The organism is Ezakiella sp., from assembly GCF_034180565.1.
In the GTDB taxonomy this organism is placed as follows: Bacteria; Bacillota; Clostridia; order Tissierellales; family Peptoniphilaceae; genus Ezakiella.
This window is the reverse complement of record NZ_JAXFOB010000017.1, coordinates 1-18,399: the sequence shown is the minus strand read 5'-3', so window position 1 is coordinate 18,399 and position 18,399 is coordinate 1. Positions and strand designations below refer to the sequence as shown.

At 37.5% G+C, this 18,399-nt stretch carries 16 protein-coding genes and 2 tRNA genes; 10 read left to right on the top strand and 8 right to left on the bottom strand.

All coding sequences use genetic code 11. From position 1 onward, the window contains the following. Nucleotides 1-23: 23 nt before the first annotated feature. From SPI61_RS03700 to SPI61_RS03690, 3 genes are all read right to left on the bottom strand, one after another. A complete protein-coding gene (locus SPI61_RS03700) occupies nt 24-845 on the bottom strand; it encodes a ParB/RepB/Spo0J family partition protein (protein WP_321136770.1) in 822 nt (273 codons plus the stop codon). Then, nucleotides 835-1,605, bottom strand: coding sequence for a ParA family protein (locus SPI61_RS03695; protein ID WP_321136769.1), 771 nt, complete (start codon nt 1,603-1,605; stop codon nt 835-837). The genes SPI61_RS03700 and SPI61_RS03695 overlap by 11 nt, the downstream gene beginning before the upstream one ends. 118 nt (nt 1,606-1,723) lie before the next feature. After that, a complete protein-coding gene (locus SPI61_RS03690; RefSeq protein ID WP_321136768.1) occupies nt 1,724-5,785 on the bottom strand; it encodes an AAA domain-containing protein in 4,062 nt (1,353 codons plus the stop codon). A 157-nt stretch (nt 5,786-5,942) separates the two neighbouring features. Here SPI61_RS03690 and SPI61_RS03685 point away from each other — a divergent pair, with 157 nt between their 5' ends. Both SPI61_RS03685 and SPI61_RS03680 read left to right on the top strand, forming a co-directional pair. After that, entirely contained in the window at nt 5,943-7,439 is a 1,497-nt protein-coding gene (locus SPI61_RS03685; RefSeq protein ID WP_321136767.1) for a DUF3887 domain-containing protein, read from the top strand. Nucleotides 7,440-7,498: 59 nt separating this feature from the next. Beyond that, nucleotides 7,499-7,575: transfer RNA gene (locus SPI61_RS03680), tRNA-Pro, on the top strand. A gap of 55 nt (nt 7,576-7,630) precedes the next feature. Here SPI61_RS03680 and SPI61_RS03675 read toward each other — a convergent pair. Genes SPI61_RS03675 through SPI61_RS03665 form a run of 3 tightly spaced genes read right to left on the bottom strand, consistent with a single transcriptional unit; the run spans nt 7,631 to nt 10,129 of the window. Next, nucleotides 7,631-8,377: a TRM11 family SAM-dependent methyltransferase gene (locus SPI61_RS03675; RefSeq protein ID WP_321136766.1), complete on the bottom strand. Its 747-nt coding sequence runs from the start codon at nt 8,375-8,377 to the stop codon at nt 7,631-7,633. Continuing rightward, nucleotides 8,377-9,234, bottom strand: coding sequence for a type II restriction endonuclease (locus tag SPI61_RS03670; RefSeq protein ID WP_321136765.1), 858 nt, complete (start codon nt 9,232-9,234; stop codon nt 8,377-8,379). The genes SPI61_RS03675 and SPI61_RS03670 overlap by 1 nt, the downstream gene beginning before the upstream one ends. Next, nucleotides 9,221-10,129 carry a DNA adenine methylase gene (locus SPI61_RS03665; RefSeq protein WP_321136764.1) on the bottom strand — a complete coding sequence of 303 codons (909 nt, stop codon included), beginning with the start codon at nt 10,127-10,129 and terminating at the stop codon, nt 9,221-9,223. Before SPI61_RS03665 ends, SPI61_RS03670 begins: the two co-directional genes overlap by 14 nt. 511 nt (nt 10,130-10,640) lie before the next feature. Between SPI61_RS03665 and SPI61_RS03660 the strand changes: the two genes are divergently transcribed. The 4 genes from SPI61_RS03660 to SPI61_RS03645 are packed head-to-tail and all read left to right on the top strand — an operon-like array spanning nt 10,641 to nt 13,673. After that, nucleotides 10,641-11,387: an acyl-CoA dehydratase activase gene (locus SPI61_RS03660; RefSeq protein WP_321136763.1), complete on the top strand. Its 747-nt coding sequence runs from the start codon at nt 10,641-10,643 to the stop codon at nt 11,385-11,387. Nucleotide 11,388: 1 nt separating this feature from the next. Beyond that, the gene (locus tag SPI61_RS03655; protein ID WP_321136762.1) at nt 11,389-12,117 is read left to right on the top strand and encodes a hypothetical protein; all 729 of its coding nucleotides are present in this window, start codon (nt 11,389-11,391) and stop codon (nt 12,115-12,117) included. Nucleotides 12,118-12,119: 2 nt separating this feature from the next. After that, nucleotides 12,120-13,394 (top strand): double-cubane-cluster-containing anaerobic reductase, encoded by a 1,275-nt coding sequence (locus SPI61_RS03650; RefSeq protein ID WP_321136761.1) that lies wholly within the window; start codon nt 12,120-12,122, stop codon nt 13,392-13,394. A 24-nt stretch (nt 13,395-13,418) separates the two neighbouring features. Next, nucleotides 13,419-13,673, top strand: a complete 255-nt coding sequence (locus SPI61_RS03645) for a DUF3343 domain-containing protein (protein WP_321136760.1) — start codon at nt 13,419-13,421, stop codon at nt 13,671-13,673. A 537-nt stretch (nt 13,674-14,210) separates the two neighbouring features. Here the strand turns inward: SPI61_RS03645 and SPI61_RS03640 are convergent. Then, nucleotides 14,211-14,687 carry a hypothetical protein gene (locus tag SPI61_RS03640; RefSeq protein WP_321136759.1) on the bottom strand — a complete coding sequence of 159 codons (477 nt, stop codon included), beginning with the start codon at nt 14,685-14,687 and terminating at the stop codon, nt 14,211-14,213. Then, nucleotides 14,677-16,371 (bottom strand): B12-binding domain-containing radical SAM protein, encoded by a 1,695-nt coding sequence (locus SPI61_RS03635; RefSeq protein WP_321136758.1) that lies wholly within the window; start codon nt 16,369-16,371, stop codon nt 14,677-14,679. Before SPI61_RS03635 ends, SPI61_RS03640 begins: the two co-directional genes overlap by 11 nt. Nucleotides 16,372-16,558: 187 nt before the next feature. Between SPI61_RS03635 and SPI61_RS03630 the strand changes: the two genes are divergently transcribed. The 4 genes from SPI61_RS03630 to SPI61_RS03615 form a co-directional block, all read left to right on the top strand. Continuing rightward, the gene (locus SPI61_RS03630) at nt 16,559-17,197 is read left to right on the top strand and encodes a CatB-related O-acetyltransferase (protein WP_035289992.1); all 639 of its coding nucleotides are present in this window, start codon (nt 16,559-16,561) and stop codon (nt 17,195-17,197) included. A gap of 469 nt (nt 17,198-17,666) precedes the next feature. Further along, complete coding sequence (locus tag SPI61_RS03625) at nt 17,667-18,035, top strand: hypothetical protein (RefSeq protein ID WP_321136757.1); 369 nt, start codon at nt 17,667-17,669, stop codon at nt 18,033-18,035. A gap of 122 nt (nt 18,036-18,157) precedes the next feature. Next, nucleotides 18,158-18,233 (top strand) — tRNA-Thr (locus SPI61_RS03620). Between the two features lie 42 nt (nt 18,234-18,275). After that, on the top strand, nt 18,276-18,399 hold a 124-nt coding region (locus SPI61_RS03615), incomplete at its 3' end, for a GTP-binding protein (RefSeq protein ID WP_321136805.1).

Sequence of the window (18,399 nt, the reverse complement as noted above, 5' to 3'; positions counted from 1 at the left end):
ATCACCTCTATATCTAAATTATATCAAAGATTCTCAAGTATTTCAATTATGCGTGTAAGTTCGTCTTCCGAATAATAGCTTATCGAAATCTCACCCTTGCCTTTTTTATCATTTATTTTGACCTTTGTCATGAGGCGGTCTTGAAGCTTGTCCTCAATCTCCTTATAGAGTATGTTTGATTTCGGCGAACTCTTCTTTTTGGCTTTACGTTCTTTTTCGGTATCGCGAACGCTGAGATTTAAATCGATAATCTTTTTTGCAAGCTTCTTTTGCTCAGGAACTGAAAGTCCGACCAAAAGCTTCGCATGACCGAAACTTATCTTTCCGCTTCTAACCATATCCCTCACTTCTTCATCCAATGTCAGAATCCTTATTGAGTTTGCGACATGGCTTCTCGACTTTCCAATCTCTTTCGAAAACTCGGCTTGCGTCATTTCGAGTTCTTCCATAAGTTCTTTGTAGCTGAGCGCTTCTTCAATCGGATTTAAATTTTCCCTTTGAATATTTTCGATTAACGAGAGTTTTTTAATATCTTCCTTTTTAAATTCCTTTATAATCGCCGGAATCTTTGTCTCCTTATTCTTCTTAAACGCTCTATATCTTCTTTCACCGGCAACAATCATATATTTGTCGTCGTACGGAGTTATAAGAATCGGCTCCAGAAGTCCATGATTTTTTATACTTGTCGCAAGCTCATCTATGAGCGCTTCATCAAAATCGTGTCTTACCTGTTCCGGATTCGGTATGACATCCGCCAAAGGCACGAGTTTAACCTCGTCGTTTTGTGTCTCCTCAACTTGAGAGAACAGCGCCCCCAAGCCTTTTCCAAGCGTTTTATTTTTCATCTTGATTAAACCTTTCTATAAATTCTTTTGCAAGTTTCTTGTACATCTGCGCTCCGATTGCACTCTTGTCATATTCGAAAATCGACTTTGAAAAACTCGGCGCCTCAGCAAGCTTCACATTTCTTGGAATCATGGTTTTAAAAACATACTCTCCGAATGCATCTTCGACCTCGCGCCTCACCTCAACCGCTAAGTTGTTTCTAAAGTCGCACATAGTTAAAAGCACGCCTTCAAGTTTCAGACCCGAGTTGTAATTTTCACGAACGAGCGAAATTGTGCTCATGAGCTGCTTTACACCTTCGAGTGCATAGTACTCCGTTTGTATCGGAAGAATCACGCCGTCACTTGCATTTAAACTCATAAGACTTAAAATGCCGAGACTCGGCGGGCAGTCGATCAATATAAGATCATAATCGCTGTTCAGCTCCTGAATTTTATTTCGAAGTATAAAAAACCATTCTCCCTTTACCGCAAGCTCAATCTCAAGCCCATATGAATCATTTGAGCCCGGCAGGAGCGACAGTTTTTTTGTATTTGTCTCAACTATTACATCTTTAATATCTTTTTCGCCTATAATAACTTCGTAAAACGTAAATTCCGGCTCCTCCGAAAGCAGTCCCGACGTCAAATTCCCTTGCGGATCCGCATCGACGACAAGCACTCTCTTCCCTTTTAAAGCGAGCGCCGCTCCGAGGTTCAAAACAGTTGTGGTTTTTCCGACTCCGCCTTTTTGATTGAAAAATGATAAGATTTTTGCCATAGCCACCTCCTAATATATGTTTTACTTTCTATATTATATACTAACATCTACTGAAATTATTTTCAATAGAAATGTTCCACGTGGAACAAAAAAAGCTACACGAAATGCGTAGCAAATTTTATCTCTTATTCATAATATTTTGTACAAGCTCGTCAATTGCAGCTTCTCCCTCGTATACATACTTCGATTCTCTTATATGTGCGAGTTTCCAACCGACTCTTTCAAGAAGCAAGCTCGTTTCGAGTTGTCTTTCGAGCTCTTCACGTTTGATGCCCGTCTTTTCCTCTGGCGTTTCAATTGCAACTTTCGGATTTTCTACAACCAGCGGAAGCGGATATCGGCCCGCCGTGTGGTTGTTTGTAACGACGAACTCTCTCTTTTCAAGCTCGTTCATTATATCCATTTCAAACGGCGTGAGTTTTCTTTCTTCTACTTCACGTTCGTGTGATTTTTCTTTGAAATATTCGATTGCCGCAAGTCTCAAGTCCCCGGTTTTTAAATCGCTCTCACCGAGAGATGTGACGAGAAATTCCTGGTCACGCGCACGAGAGAACGCAACATTGAATCTCTTTTTATTAATTTCTTCAGCGCCTTCAGAAAGCAGTCTGAGCGGAGAATCTTTCGGACTGTCGACCATCGAGATGAACATAATATCTCTTTCGTCGCCTTGGAAATCGATTGCCGTGCCCGCCATAATCTTTCTTCTGTCATATTCAAGCGTGTCGATCATTTCCATCAGTCTGTCGTTTATCGCCTTCGCCTGTGCGGAGCCGAGGAGCGTTATAACGCCGATTGTCTTGTCTTCATATTCCGGATTTTTTATCATATCCAAAATCATTTCGACAATCTTTTCCTTTTCAACCTCATTTATATCGCCATCTCTCACTCCGTCAACCTTCACAAGATTTAATGCCGGTTTTAATGTCGTGTCATTTTCATCTCTCAATGGAAGAATCTTTCCGTCGTATGAAAGTGTGTTTACAAACTCGATTATATCAGGCACAGAGCGGAATTCTTCGCTCAATAAGAACGACGGGAATGTAGTTTTTAAAATATCATAAAAACTCGTCGATAAATCCATCAGATGGAAATTCGGGAAATCCTTTGAAAGCATCGTCTCTCTCAAGTTTTGTACACGCTCAAGCGGAACATTTCCGTAAAGAGGCGTAGTTTGTTTATCGTCTCCGATTGCAATCAGCTTGTTTGACGTATAAAGAAGCGGCAGCGCCAAAATGTCGGCCTGCGATGCTTCGTCGACAACCGTCACGTCAAATTTATTTTTAAATACAACATTTTGAATTGCATCGTCGATAGTCATAATCCAACACGGCACAAATTGTTGGCACTGTATCAAAAGCTCTTCCGCTTTCTTTTGAAGTTCCTTTGCATCAAAGCCCGTGCCTTTTCCAAGCTTTTTGTATGTGAGCTCAAGGCCCTTAATCGACTGCCTGATCTCCGGATTTTCGTCCATTCTTTTTAAGAAATGATACCACGCAAGCGTTTTTGCGTATTCACGGTTTTGCTCGATGATTGATTTTTTATACCAACTGAGCATCTTTCTCATTTTTTCGTACGGACTTTTTACAATTCTTTGAATTTCGTTGTTAAGGACATTTGCCATGAACGCAGTTTTAATTCCCTCAGGCACCGTGTCTCCACCGTGCTCACCGAAGCGTTTTTCGATAAATTCACGCCACGAAGGTGCGCACGAGAGTTTCGAAAGAATCTCACTTCTCCTTAAAACGATGTCCTTCTTTCTTGAAAGAACCTTGTATTCGTCGTAATCTGCGGCATATTCCGTAATCTTTTTGTTTTTTATTTCATTTATAAGTTCATACAAAATAGGGACGTCCGCATCCACATAGTCATTCAAAGTAGAAAGACTGCGTTTTATTTTGTTGTTGAGCGGAATATATTCATTTATATGAATGTGCGCGAGCTCGAGCAAATTGTGAATCTCGGTCGAGAGATAACTCAAAACTTCACTCGTCGGATTTTTCTTTACAGGCGCAATTTTATTTATAATCTTCGCCGGTAAAAGCTCATTTAACCTGTCAACGAGTGGCAAATAAAGCTCCTTAAAATTGTAGAGTGTTTCAAGATTTTGGAAAATTTCGTCCTTGTTTCTGAAATATCCCGAAAAATCCGGACCGCCTTTGTCGGTTATAAGCTCGTCATATTGCGCTTTCAAATCGCTTAAAATCCTGTCATAATTCATAAGGATTATAGCATCATTTGCGTCTTTTGCGCCTCTTATAGGCTCACCGTTAATTGTGAATCCTTGAATGACATTTTTCAAATTCTTTTTAAAGAGTGTGTCGAAAGTGCCCGGCTTGTCTTTTTTTCCATAAATTTCCTCGAGATTTTCGAGCGCCTCGATAACATCTTCTCTCGGCATATCCGGATAAACAATAGTCTTTCCCGTCAAAGTCTCTATGTGTTTTTCGCGGTACTCGTCCACAACCATCGCTTTTCTTGAAAGCTCGTTGTACGCTCTGTTGTCTATGAGATTTAATCCCGCTTTAAGTGCGTTTTCTTTGTATGGCGGAAGATTTATAAACGCTTTAAGCTTTTCAAGCTCGGTTTTTACTTCCGAAATATCGCTCATCTCGTCAATCAAAATCGCATCCACCATAACGCCCTCATCCGTAAGCTTTGTGCCTTGCGGCGTTAGCGGTAAAAATTTGAGCTCGTTAAACTCTATCGTGTCCATCGAAGCAATCGTATCTTTTATATCCTCCGGACTTATGAGTTCATCAATCGACGGAAGCGGTCTTTTTAAAAGCACCTCTTCGGACTCTGTAACCTCTTTATTTGTAGTGTAAATATAATCGAGCTCATCGTCTGTGAGCGGGAAAGTTTGAAGCCTTTCAACTTCCCCCGGAACAAGATTTATAATGTCCTTGTTTTTTACAACAAATCTCGCCGCTTCAACGGGACTGAAAGTCTCGTCTCCGACTCCGATCTCCTTTGACTCCGACTCCAAAATGTCCAGCACACTCTTCTTTGTCTCGTTCATCCTCGTAATGATGTCGTGCCTTTCGCTCTTAATTCTCTTCGCCTTCGCCTCCATCTCCGGAGTCGTGTGATTTAAAATAAAATCATTTATATAATATAAAGTTTCCCTTATGTCGTCGTTCGAGTCCTTGACCCTTGAAACGACAAGGCCCGCAAACCCCGGATCAATCATATTCTTTATAACTCTGAGCGCTTTTTTCTTCTTCGAAAGAATTAAAACTCTCTTTCCTTCAGCCAAAAAATGACCGATCATATTGGCGACAGTGTGGGTCTTTCCGGTTCCCGGAGGTCCGTCAACAAGCGTGATCGGGCTTTCGTACGAATTCTTTAAAATGTCCGCCTGTTCCGTATTAAATTCCTTTGTGAAAAGAACATCAAGTTCCTCTTCAAAAGTGCTTTTTTTAGGAAGCGGTCCGTCCCCTGAAATCGAATCTATAATAAACTGATTTTGACCTTTTGACTCACGTTCAACCGCCTCTTCAAACACTTCGACCTCACGAGAAAACTTAGGCGCAAGCATAAAGAGATTTCTTTCAAGCAAAACAAACGACGAATCCGAATCCGCCGCTTCATCAACCGACAAAACCTTGCCGTTTAAATGGAGTCTCTTTGTGAGCCCCTTTAAAAATTGATTGGACTCCGCACTTATAAACGGATCGTAAAAATTGTCCTTAACTTCTTCGGATGCTCTCTTTAATTCAAGAGGACTTATGTTTTGTACCTTAGATAAAAGCTTTATGTCAATCCTTGCCGGACTGTTTGATGGACCGATTTCGATAAACTCCTTCGGCGCATTCAAAATAATATTTGCCTTTTTTGTAAAAACAGGATAATACGCATCCGGCAAATCCTTTGATGTAAGAATGCCGTTTCCAATCAAAAGCTCGGACTCCTCAGTTTCGTTATGAATAATATAATAAAGATTTAAAAATTCACGATACAGCTCCTGAATACGTCTATCCTCCGCAGTTTTTGAAGAAAACGGGCGCTTGATTCGAAAATAAAAATCGCCCGGCGTATTTGAAATTGTCACATAAGGTGAATTTTTAGGCAATTCGTCAAAAAATTTGAAAAATGAAAGCTCATTAAGATTTTCAATAGTTCGCTCTTTTTCATTTGACAACTCGCGCAAAAATTTAAGTAAAGAAAGTGAGTTGGTCATAATACCTCCTACATACTAAAAATAAACTTGACTTAATTGTACCACAAATTGATTAAAATCCAAAATAAATACAAAATCACACGCCTTTACAATGAGAATGAAAAGTGATATAATTAATGGGTCATTCGATAAATATGTTTACAGAAAGGAAAATTTAATGAAAAGATTATTTTTAATTGCTGTTCTTGCTGTTACAATGACTTTTTCAGCTTGTAAAACAGACGACAAAAAAGTCGACGACAAAAAAATAGAAACAACTGAAAATACTACAGAAGATACCACAGCAAACGACGAAAAAGAAGATAATAAAGACGAAGAAGAAAATAAAGACGACACGGAGGAAAAAGTTGAAGAGTTGGAACTCGACGAAGAAAAGAAAAAGACTCTCGAAGAAAATACAAAGACTTTGACAGAGCTCCTTGCTAAAAGAGATTTCGACAAATTCAAGGAAAATATCTCCGAAGAATTTAAAAAAGCAACTGAAGGTCAAGACCTCGACGTCTTTAAAATGCTCGAAGAAGAACTCGGCGCATATAAAGAAATTACAAAGACCGAATTTGAAACCCAACATGGATACTATCTCACAGACTCAACCCTTCAATTTGAAAAGGGAACAGTCGACCAAACAATAGCATATAACAGCGAAATGGTTGCTGACGGAATAAATTTCCTAAATATGAAGAAAGACATTATTCCGGAAGAAGGGGAAAAGGCAATCACTCTTGATGCCGGAACAGGATACCCTGTAAAGGGAATGATCAAAATGCCGAAGGGCGAAGTTAAAGCCGGAATCGTCATTGTTGACGGCTCAGGACCGAACGACATGAACATGACACTCGGCGAAAACAAAATGATGAAGCACCTCTCCGACCAACTTGCTGAAAAAGGCTTTGCTGTTCTAAGATTCAACAAGAGAACCTATGAATACGGCAAAGAACTCGCAAAAATCGGAATGCAAAACAAAACTTTAATAAAAGATGAATTTATCGACGATGCTGCAGAAGGACTTAAAACTCTTGCAAAAGAAGAAGGCGTCCCGGCTGACAAACTCTTTATCTTGGGACACAGCCAATCCGGCTCATACCTTCCGGTAATAAACGAAACTGCAGGCAACCTTGCAAAAGGATACATCATTCTTTCGGGAACACCGACAAATATCGCTGAACTTTCCAAAAAGCAACTCGAAGCAGTGATTGCAGAAGGCTCTGAAAATGCAGATGAAGAACAAACTAAAATGATGAAGGACAACATCAAGACAAATGATGAAATCCTAAGCAAAATAGAAACAATGAGCGAAGAAGAACTGAACAATCCGCAAAATTATCCATATGGCATTCCGGGAGTTTATGTAAAAGACCTCCTGAGATATGACCCGATAAAGCTCTACAACGACAGCAAACTTCCTGTGTTTATTAGAAATGCCGAATTTGACAAACAAGTTCCGGTAAGCGAAATCGAACTCTGGAAAAACGGACTCGATAAAAAGGAAAACGACAGCATCGAAGAAGTTAAAGGTGCAAACCACATGATGCAACCGAGCGACGGAAAAACAAAACTCGCAAACCTTATAACTGACGAATATCAAAAAGATGCTCCGATTGTTTCAAGCGTTATTGATGATATTTCAACATGGATTGAAAAAATTACAAAATAGTATTGTAAAAAAAAAATTAATATGGTATAATAACTTCGTTGGAAATTATTATACCACGTCGGGGTGTAGCGCAGACTGGTAGCGCACATCGTTCGGGACGATGGGGTCGCAAGTTCGAATCTTGTCACCCCGACCACAAAAAAATCCGCCTCCGGGCGGTTTTTTATTTAAAAAAATTATTTTTTAAAGTATTATTTGTGAAAAATAAATAGATATTCGTGAGCCAATAATAAAAAATTATATTTTACACTGTTTGTTTTCCAAAATCCGGTCGCTTTACAATTGTGTTGCTCTTTTATAATTATTTCTTTTAACTTAAAACCTGCATTTTGAAAAACTTCCATAGTTTTAAATCCCAAAGGTATTACATGTCCGTTCTTTCTAGTGTCTCCCATTAAAACAGCACAAAATTTCCCCTTCTTTAAAACTCTGAGGCTTTCACTTGCCACTTTTTCCATTTCCACCAAAAAATCTTTAACGTTAAGTAACGATAAATCTTCAGTAATACCTTCGCTATAATTAATTATATTTGCATATGGCGGATGTGTACATATAAGGTCAATCGACTCATCTTTAATAAAGTCAAGGTTCCTTGCATCTCCTTTTTTTACATAAACTTTTCCCATTTCAGAGTCTGTCTCAAAGTCAGTTTTCTCCAAACATCTGTGAAGAGCCACATCATTAACGTCGACTCCTATGATATTACGATTTAAAAGTTTAGCCTCTACAAGAGTTGTGCCTCCGCCGGCAAACTGATCCAGAACTAAGTCGCCTTCTTTTGAATATCTTAAAATTATATTTCTCGGAATATAAGGCGACCAATTTCCTCTCCATTTTGCATCGTGAGTTGCCCAATTTCCTCTGTTTGGAAATGTCCAATGAGATGTCATCTCAAGCTCAAAATTTTCCGGTCCTGTCTTAAAAATTTTTTTACTCATTATTTTATCACCTTGTCTAAAATACCGTTTCTTAAATCATTAATATTGTATAAATTTGTCATAGAGTCAAATGTTTCTTCTAGATTATTTCTTGCAGTTTGCCAACCCTTTCCATCCGTTATCCAAATAAATTCGAATCCGGCAATTCCCTCAGCCTCAATTGCAATATTTTTATAGCTTCTTGCGGTCTCATTTAACTTCGAACCCCCTGAAGAATAAAAATTTGTCTCAACGGCGTAAATTGTGGATTCCGTTTTAATCACAAAATCAAAACGTTTTGCCGTTTTACCCATATTTGAAATGGACGACAAATCTATATTCCACAATCTTTCGATATCTTTTAAATACATCTCTTTAAAATAAGATTCCCCCTTGATAAATCCTGATTGAATAATATATGTTTCCACAAGATTTTCCATTAAATGACCGCCGCGATTCTTCCTTGCATTGGAATCAAGTCCGGTTTCAATGCCCGTTACATAATCCACAAAATTATTTATTTTTTTATTTTTTATCATATCAAATAATCCAGTTTTATCCATAAATTCAGAATACTCTTCGGGAGATAAATTTTGTTTTTTAAAATCAAAAATAATATTTTCTTTTTCTGTTGTTATTGCAATCTCATTGCTTCTGACTGCCAAAAGAATTGGAATGCACTTCAATATTTCAGGATAATCTTTAAGCAAATTAATAAAATCCGACTCTATATTTTGCGAGCCTATCAATGAATTTAAAATATTTAATTCAATTTTTATCTTATCGACATTTCTGCATATTTTATCAAAATCAACATAATATTTATAGTCGGAAATACTGTCTATAAACTCTCCAAACCAGGTTCTAAATTCCCTCATCATTTCTCCTTTTAAAATTACTCACAATTATTTCATTTATCTTTCCACGATTAGCAGCATCACTGTTAATCATTCTATTTCCACTAACTCTCTCTATATTAAAATCTTTATACAAATCGTCAAAAAAGAGATCTCCATCATTGGATTTAGGATCTGAATTACTCAAAAATACTTTCGCCCCTTTTTCATTCAACTCTTTAAAAAATTGCGACAACTCAACCTGATTATCGTCATTAAATCCACTCTTAGAATAGGATGTAAAGCCGGATTTTGATAAAGGTTTATAAGGTGGATCGAAATAAACAAGAGTGTTGGCGTCTATGAAATTTTCCGAATTCTTGTAATCACCACAATAAATCTCTACATTTTTAAGTTTGTTTGAAACAGCGAGCAAATTTTCCCTATCACATATTTTAGGATTTTTATACTTACCGTGGGGAACGTTGAATTCTCCCGACTTGTTTTCTCTATATAATCCATTAAAACAAGTTTTATTTAAAAAAATCATAAGTGCTGACTTTTCTAAAATATTTTCATTTGCTTTTTTTAAAATATTAAATTTCTCTCGTTTGTTATAGAAATAATTTTTTCTTTCTTCCTCATCCAAAGCAATATATTGAATTTCTATTTCTGAAAGCAAATTAATTAAATCATTTACATTACTCTTAACAACTGAATATGCATCTATAAGTGAACTATTAATATCATTTATGTAAATTTCTTTAGGGCTATAATTATTAAGAACATGAAATAATACTGCTCCACCACCGACAAACGGCTCCGCATACTTGTATATAGAATCATCAAATATTAAATAATTATCTATTTTACTCAGTAATTGAGTCTTGCCACCTGCCCATTTCAAAAACGGCTTCGCAGAAACTTCTTTTGCCATAAATTATATCCTTTCTATGTTATATCTTTTTTATAATAACATAGTAAGCATATTTTATCAACCAAAATAAAATTCGTAATTTTACTTATGTAAATGAAAAAAGACCCCAAAGGTCTTCTTTCGAGAGGTTGGTATAGGTATAACGTTTAGCAAAATGCTATTAGCTAAATGTCCAAATAAATACAATTATAAATCCAAATCACAATTCGACTAATGATTTTATTTATAATTAATATTTATAATGTTGATAAGAATTTCTTATCACATCTATAATTATAATCATAACTATTCTCTTTGTCAAGGGATTTTTACTAACTATTTAATTGTTTTTTTAAATAGTGTTTTTGAATTCTATAAATTTATTCTATAGGTGCACGCGACCCTAATCATTATTTGTTTTTTTAATCAAAGCACAATAAACTATAGGATTGTTTAATAAGGTGTTTATTTAAAATTCTTACTACAGTATAATATAAAGAGAAACTATTATATTAAAGTGAGGCGAAATTTATTGAAGCATGTAGGTATAGACATCGGTTCAACTGCGTCAAAGGTCGCAATTATGGACGATGACAAGAAAGAAATTTTATATACAAAGATCTTGCCGAGCGGTTGGAACAGCCGTGAAACAGGCGAGGAGATAAAAGATTGGGTTGAAAGTTTAAATCTTGGAGATGTCGGCATTGTCGCAACGGGATACGGCAGAATAAGTGTGCCATATGCGGATAAAACGGTCACGGAAATTACTTGCCACGCAAAAGGGGCGCTCTTTTTAAATCCGAAAGATATGACGGTTATCGACATCGGCGGTCAAGACACAAAGGTTATAGTTGTTGAAGACGAGATGGTTTCCGACTTTTTGATGAATGATAAGTGCAGCGCAGGCACGGGAAAGTTTTTGGAAGTTATGGCAAACAGACTCGGGCTTACTCTTCAAGAGATGTTTGAATACGCAAGAAAAGGCGAACCTGTTCCAATTTCAAGTGTTTGCACAGTTTTTGCGGAATCTGAAATCATCAGCCTTATGGGAAAGGGAACTCCGCGCGAAGATATTGCCTGCGGCGTTGTTCATTCCATTGTAAAGAAGGTTGCGGCGCTTTCTTCAAAGCGTTTGAAGAGCGGCGACGTATTTTTGACCGGCGGTTTCTGCGACAGCGATTATGTTATAGAGGAACTTTCAAAGGAACTCGGCGCAACCGTGCACACGGACCCGAGAGCAAGGTTTGCCGGCGCAATCGGGGCGGCTCTTCTTGCATAGTTTGGATATAGATTTTTTTAAGGAGCTACGAAGAGAGGCTTATGTAAAGGCGATAGGAACAAAGTTAGCAACCGACAATGTTGTCGGCACTTTCGGTGAAGTGGATGAAGCGTTTTTACGCGCCTTTTCATTAGTTCCTTATCCAATTGTAAGTGTCGACGGTTTTATTTATCAGTACGGTGAAGTTAATGCGGATTGCGATGCAATAAATTCCACGAGAATTTATCTCGAAACGGGGAAGTGTCCAATTCTTTTCAGCTCAAAATTCATTGTTCATACAAATCTTTGTCCGATTTTTGTGGAGAAGATTTCAAAAGTGACGGATAAAGAATTTGTTCGTTTTGAAGATGTTTCTGAGTTTTTAGAAAAAAACGGATTTTCATATGACGATGGCATTTATAACGAAAAAAAGAAACTGTGTGATACTATCGATGAGAAATTACAATTTTTAGAAAAGACAAATATCGATTCAAGGCTTTTAAGTTATGCGAAATTCTATCTTTCATATGAACCGGAGCTGGAGAAGAGAATTGATATTTTAAACGAAATGATAAATGAATACGAATGCGTAGATAATGAGAGAAGAATTGTACGGGCGCTTTGCCCATACGGCATTTTGGACGGCATTGATGCCGAAAATTACTCAGTCATAGAAAGCACTGAAAATGCGGATTATGCTCCCGACAAGTGTGCTTTTTGTAATAAAAAATATATTAAATACGAGGTGTAAAAATGGACAAGAATCATGAAATGTGGTCAAACATTGGAATGGACGTTGACAAGCACGATATTTTGTGCGAAGTGCTCCCGGGTGCTTTCGGCGACGTATTTTTAAGTCAAGAAAACAGACCGGAAAGAATGGATTACTTCAATATGGTCGTTGGAGACATCCACGGAATCAGACCGTCGGAATTGATTGAAGAACAAAAGAAGGGCAGAAAGGTTGTAGGAACTTTCTGTATTCACGTTCCTGACGAAGTGCCTATTGCTGCAAACGCAATTGTTACAGGTCTTTGCAGCGGAAGCCAATTCTGGGTTCCGGGCGGAGAAAAAGTTCTCCCGACTGCAACATGTCCTTTAATCAAGGCAAGTCTCGGCGCAAGATTTGACAAGACATGTCCGTTCTTCAGAATCGCTGATTTGTTTGTCGGCGAAACAACTTGTGACGGCAAGAAAAAAGCATGGGAAATTTTAGGCGAAGATGCTCCTATGTATATCATGGACATTCCGCAACTTAAAACAGAAGTCGATTTCTTAAAATGGGAAAAGGAAATCAAGAAATATATCACAAAACTCGAAGAAATGACCGGAAACAAAATCACCGAAGAAAGCTTAAACAACGCAATTAAGATTGTAAACAACAAACGTAAAGCTCTTCAAAGATTGAACAACTTCAGAAAACTCGACAAAGTTCCTATTTCCGGAAAAGACGTTTTACTCATCACTCAAATCGCATTCTTTGACGATCCTGAAAGATTTGCAACGATGGTCAACAAGCTTTGCGACGAACTCGATGAAAGAGTTGAAAAGGGCGTAAGCGTTTACAAAGAAGGCGCAAAGAGAATCCTTCTTACAGGAACGCCGCTTTCAATTCCAAACTGGAAGATTCACCACATCATCGAATCCATGGGCGCTGCCATTGTCGGCGAAGAAATGTGCACAGGTTTAAGATATTGTGAAAATCTTGTTGACGAAACTCCGGGAACTATCGACGAACAAGTTAAACACTTGGCAAAGAGATATCTCGGAAGCATCAACTGCGCATGCTTCACACCGAACGACGACAGAATCGACGACATCATTCGTCTTGCAAAAGAATACAAGGCTGACGGAGTTATCGACCTCAATTTGAAATTCTGTACTCTCTATGATTTGGAAGGCAGAAAAGTCGAAAGAGCATTGAAAGAAGAAGGAATCCCTGTAATGGGCATCGAAACCGACTACACAGACGAAGATGCTGAACAATTGAAAACAAGAATCGGTGCATTTATCGAAATGTTAGGCTAGATATTAATTTATCTTAATAAAAATATGTCAAAACAATACTTTGTTTTTTTCAAAAACTCGAAAGATGCTTACGATTTGTTGCAAAAATTAGATAAAATTGAAAAAACTCTCGCTCCAACTCCACGCGAAGCCTCTCATTGTTGCGGTGTTTGTATCATTTATAAAAATGAAGACGACCGCGCTTATATCGAGAAGGTCGCTGCTGAAATCGGCATCGAACTTGACGGCTTTTGGGAAAGAGACGAGGATATCGACCCGAACAGAATGAGATTTTGTTAGCTCGAGATTCAAAAATTGCCCCCTTTGTGGGGGCTTTTTGTTTGGAAAACAGACAGTGGCAGTTCAATTTTGATTTTTAGTTTTAAATGAATTTGTTTTATGCATGCTTAAAACAGTATGTCGAGTTTTTATTTTCGCATTAAAAAATTCATACGATAATAAAGCCGTATTTTAAAAATCTATGTAGACAAAAAGTATAAATATTATAAGTGCTTTTAAAATATTCTCCGAAATTTAAGCTTATATAGTCGAAATTTATAAAATACTCTCGAGATATAATGCTCATGCATATAAAACGCGATTCAAAAATTTTTAACGGATTTAAATTCACACTTTTATAAAATGATATTTTTAATTATGCGATTTGAAAAAAATCCCTACACCAAAAACAAAATTTCTGAATACTTTAAAAAATCGTTTTTAAAAATATTAAAAGTCATATTTATTTAAAATGCCAAAAATTGCAACAACAATATCTATAAAAAATAAAAACGGCGGGGGAGAGTCCTGAAATTTGAACTCTCCCACGCCGTCTTTTTATTTCAAACCTTCAACAATAAAGGTTCGCGTTTCTTCTTTTATATTAATTTTCTTTGTTTCTGTGCCTTCCTTTTTCTTGATTCCAATCTCAACCACATCGCCGTTCTTTAAATTTTCCGGAGATTCCTTAGGAACAAATTCATAAAATTTGAAAATTTCAATTTCCTCCATCATCTCCTGAACTCGGTCGAGCCTTGCCGCAACATTTGAATCAATCGTCATATCGTCGGATTGACCCCAAATCTTTATATGTCCCTTCCAAACGTTCAAATCTTTTTCCGGAATATATTGCTTGTAGACTGCCTCTTGAAACCTTAAAAATTCATTCGGGTCCATCTTCACAGTTCCCTCTCCGTTTGCCCCCGAAAATTGCGGAGTTATATAGTCAAACATACTGATTGCCTTCGGTGTGCATGCATAAAAAATCATCGCAACCGCTAAAAATGTAAAAAGTATCGCTTTTTTAATCTTCAATAATATCTCCCCCTTCTATAAAATCCGTGACGTCCTTTGAAATTGTGTCGCCATCCGTGTAATAAAATCCAAAAACTCTCTCCTCTTTCTCAAAGAAAAACCTGTGGAACCTGAAATCCTTAACAAGAAACTTTGTCGGTCGACTCATGTCGAGCGAAAACTCGTCTCTCACGCTCTCGATATTTAAAAAGTCGTGAAACTTTTCAAGTTTTACAAATCTCGGCTTCAGATAGTCTGCAGGATTTGAACGATTGTTTATAAAGAAATCCAATCGAAGAAGCTCCGTTATCTCGTCAATGTCGTCACGCTCCTTTAAAAAATCGAAAAGCTTTTTATATAAATCCACGCGGCCGTGACCAACCTTGTGATAGCCGTTTTTCTCCCAATAAATCGCCATGTCCTCAAAAAATTTAAACGGTCTTTCATCTTTCAGCAAATAATCGAGAGTGTTCGAAAAATAATCCTCATTCGAAAACTTTTCAACCAAATCTTCGATTATTTTTATTCGCATAATCTCAAACTCGTTTATATAATTTGTCTTTAAAACCTCATACGGCGGATACTCGCTGTAAACAATGCCATATTTTGCCGCATCCGCTTTCATCTTCGAGCCGCGCAAAACCTTCAAAAAACCGAGTTGATGTTTTTCGGCGCCGAGCCCGTAAATAAAATCGAAACTGTGTCCAAAGCTCTCGTAATCTTCGTACGGAAGGCCCGCAATCTGGTCCACGTGTTGATGGATGTTGCCGTAGGAGCGAATTTTTGAAACTACATATTTCAGTCTTTCCAAATCCGTCACTCGCTCAATCACCTTCAAAGTTTCAGGGTTCGACGACTGAACGCCGATTTCAAACTGAAACAATCCCTTCGGCAGAGTCGACAAAAACTCCAAAAATTTATCGCTTATAAGATGCGCCATAAGTTCCATATGAAAAACCATTCCCTCGTGCGCATGCTCCACAATAAAATTCATAATGTCCATGCTCTCGCGCTCATTTGCGTTAAAAGTCCTGTCGACAAGCTTCACAATTGTCGCCCCCGAATTTATAATATAAAGAAGATCGCTCTCAATTCTCTCCTTCGAAAAATATCGCACGCCCTTGATTGTACTCGACATACAAAAAGTACATTTAAAAGGGCATCCTCGGCTCATCTCATAGTATACAATCTTTCCCGGCGGATTTTTGTAGTCCTTAAACGGGCTCGGAATCTCGTCCAAATTTTTAATAAGCGGACGCGGCGGGTTTGTTATTATATTTCCGTTTTCTCGAAAAGTTATGCCCTTAACATCCGAAAGCGGCGTTTTTTCTTCGATTGCACTAAGAAGAGCTGGAGTTGTAAGCTCACCTTCGTCTCGAATAATAATATCGAGTCCCGGATTTTTTTCGAAAAACTCCTCCGTGTCAAACGAAGATTCAATTCCTCCCCAAACAACAATCGCTTTTGAAACCTTTGAAATGTCCGACGTAAGCCTTTCTATATAGTCAATATTCCAAATATAAGTTGAAAACATAACCACATCCGGCTTTCGTTTAATAATTTCTCCGTAGGTGTGCGAAATCTCCTGATTTATATTAAACTCAAGCTTCTCAATGTCAAAATCGGTGCAACAGTCATATATATATTGTACCGCGAGAGCCGTGTGTATATATTTTGAATTTACTCCAACAAGTAAAACTTTCATTCAATCACCGAATACATTATAACATATTCTAAATAAATAAAAAATCGAAAAAGTGTAAATATTAATCTGCACTAAATGTAACATAAACTTAATATAAATATCGTTTTCCATCATGTATTTTGTGATATGATATAAATAGATATTGAACATAACAATATCTCAGTAAAATAAGAAAAGAGGTGTCTATATGTCATTACCGAATAAAAAGATTTATCCCCGTACAGGCGATAAAGAAACAGTTTACCTAAAGGACGTTGTTTCTAACCCGAATATCTTAGTTGGGGATTTCTCAATGTATAACGATTTTGTGAATGACCCTTGCAATTTTGAAAAAAATAATGTCTTGTATCATTATCCAGTCAATCACGATAAGCTAGTGATTGGTAAATTTTGTTCTATTGCTTGCGGCGCAAAGTTTATTTTTACAAGTGCGAACCATACATTATCTTCATTGTCTACATATCCCTTTCCTATCTTTTTTGAAGAATGGGGATTAGATATTAAAAATGTTACAAAGGCATGGGATAACAAAGGAGATATTATTATCGGAAGCGACGTTTGGATAGGTTATGAAGCTGTCATACTGTCCGGTGTCACTATTGGAGATGGTGCTATTATTGGCACTCGTGCAGTTGTTACTAAAGATGTTCCACCTTATACGATTGTTGGAGGCGTACCTGCAAAAACAATCAGAAAGCGTTTTTCAGATGAAACGATTGCTTCCTTGCTTGAAATCAAATGGTGGAATTGGTCTAAAGAACAGATTGCTAAAAATATTGAAGCAATTCAGACAGGAAATATTGAAAAATTGAAAGGTTTATTTTAATGGTAAGTTAATCTGCCGGACGACGGCAAAAGAAAAAAGCCGTCGTGGAGCAGACATATTTTCACGCACCTATTCTATTCCGGCGGCTTTGATTTTCAGAGCCGCCGTTTTTTCGTCTACTTATCCCACACTTTCGACGACCCGAACACCACGAACTGACACGGTGGCATTTAGGAGGTTGCCGCTGTGTCTACTTTGGTATTCCATAATACCCATGAGCTTCATCAATTAAAAAAAGCATAGCTCCACCACCGGGCAAGTCTAACTATGAGTATGAACTGTCAAATCATCTGAATACTACTTACATTTCCTTTGCGTCTGTCTGCGCCTTGCAGACGGGCGTTTTTTGTTTGTTCAAAAAAATTTTTGAACAAATTTCCGGAAATGTTCGGCGTTTTTTCAAAACGCAGTATTGCCCGACGAAAAGGGGGAAGCCCCACCAACTTTCAACGAGAAAGGAGATAAAATTATGAAAAAGGTTCTTGCTGTCATTATGGCTTGTCTTATGCTTGTGCCTATAATGACTCTCGCAGTCGAAGCAAAATCAATAGACCATGTTCATAATGATGAACAAATGGAGCTTCTCTTAAATGAAATTAAAAGAGAAAAAGAAAAGAATGCTTTAAAAACATACGGTCCTGAACCGGCTGGTCCTACAAAAACTGTAGAAGTTGTATTAGTAGTCCCATATGGAGCTAACATTCAAAATAGATACTTCTATCAAGACCAAAACTATTCAGGTCGGATTCCTCAAGTCTCCAAAAAATTAGTTACTTATCCCGACGGAATGAAAGATTATATGGTAACATACAGGGGAGAGGTCAATTTTATAAAATAACATAAAAATATGCGATTTTTTTAGGAGCGGATACATCGAATTCGCTCCTTTTTGTTGTAATTATTAAAAATGTGTAAATGCTTGACACTATGAAAAAACTATGATAAAATTAATTATGTTAAGCCCACGTAGCTCAGTCGGTAGAGTACATCCTTGGTAAGGATGAGGTCACCGGTTCAATCCCGGTCGTGGGCTCCACCATTATTATAATAAAATTTATAAATTTAGGAGGGAAAAATAATGGCAAAAGAAAAATTTGAAAGAACGAAACCGCATGTTAACATCGGAACAATAGGCCACGTTGACCACGGTAAAACAACAACAACAGCAGCAATCACACTTGTACTAAATAAGAGATTCGGCT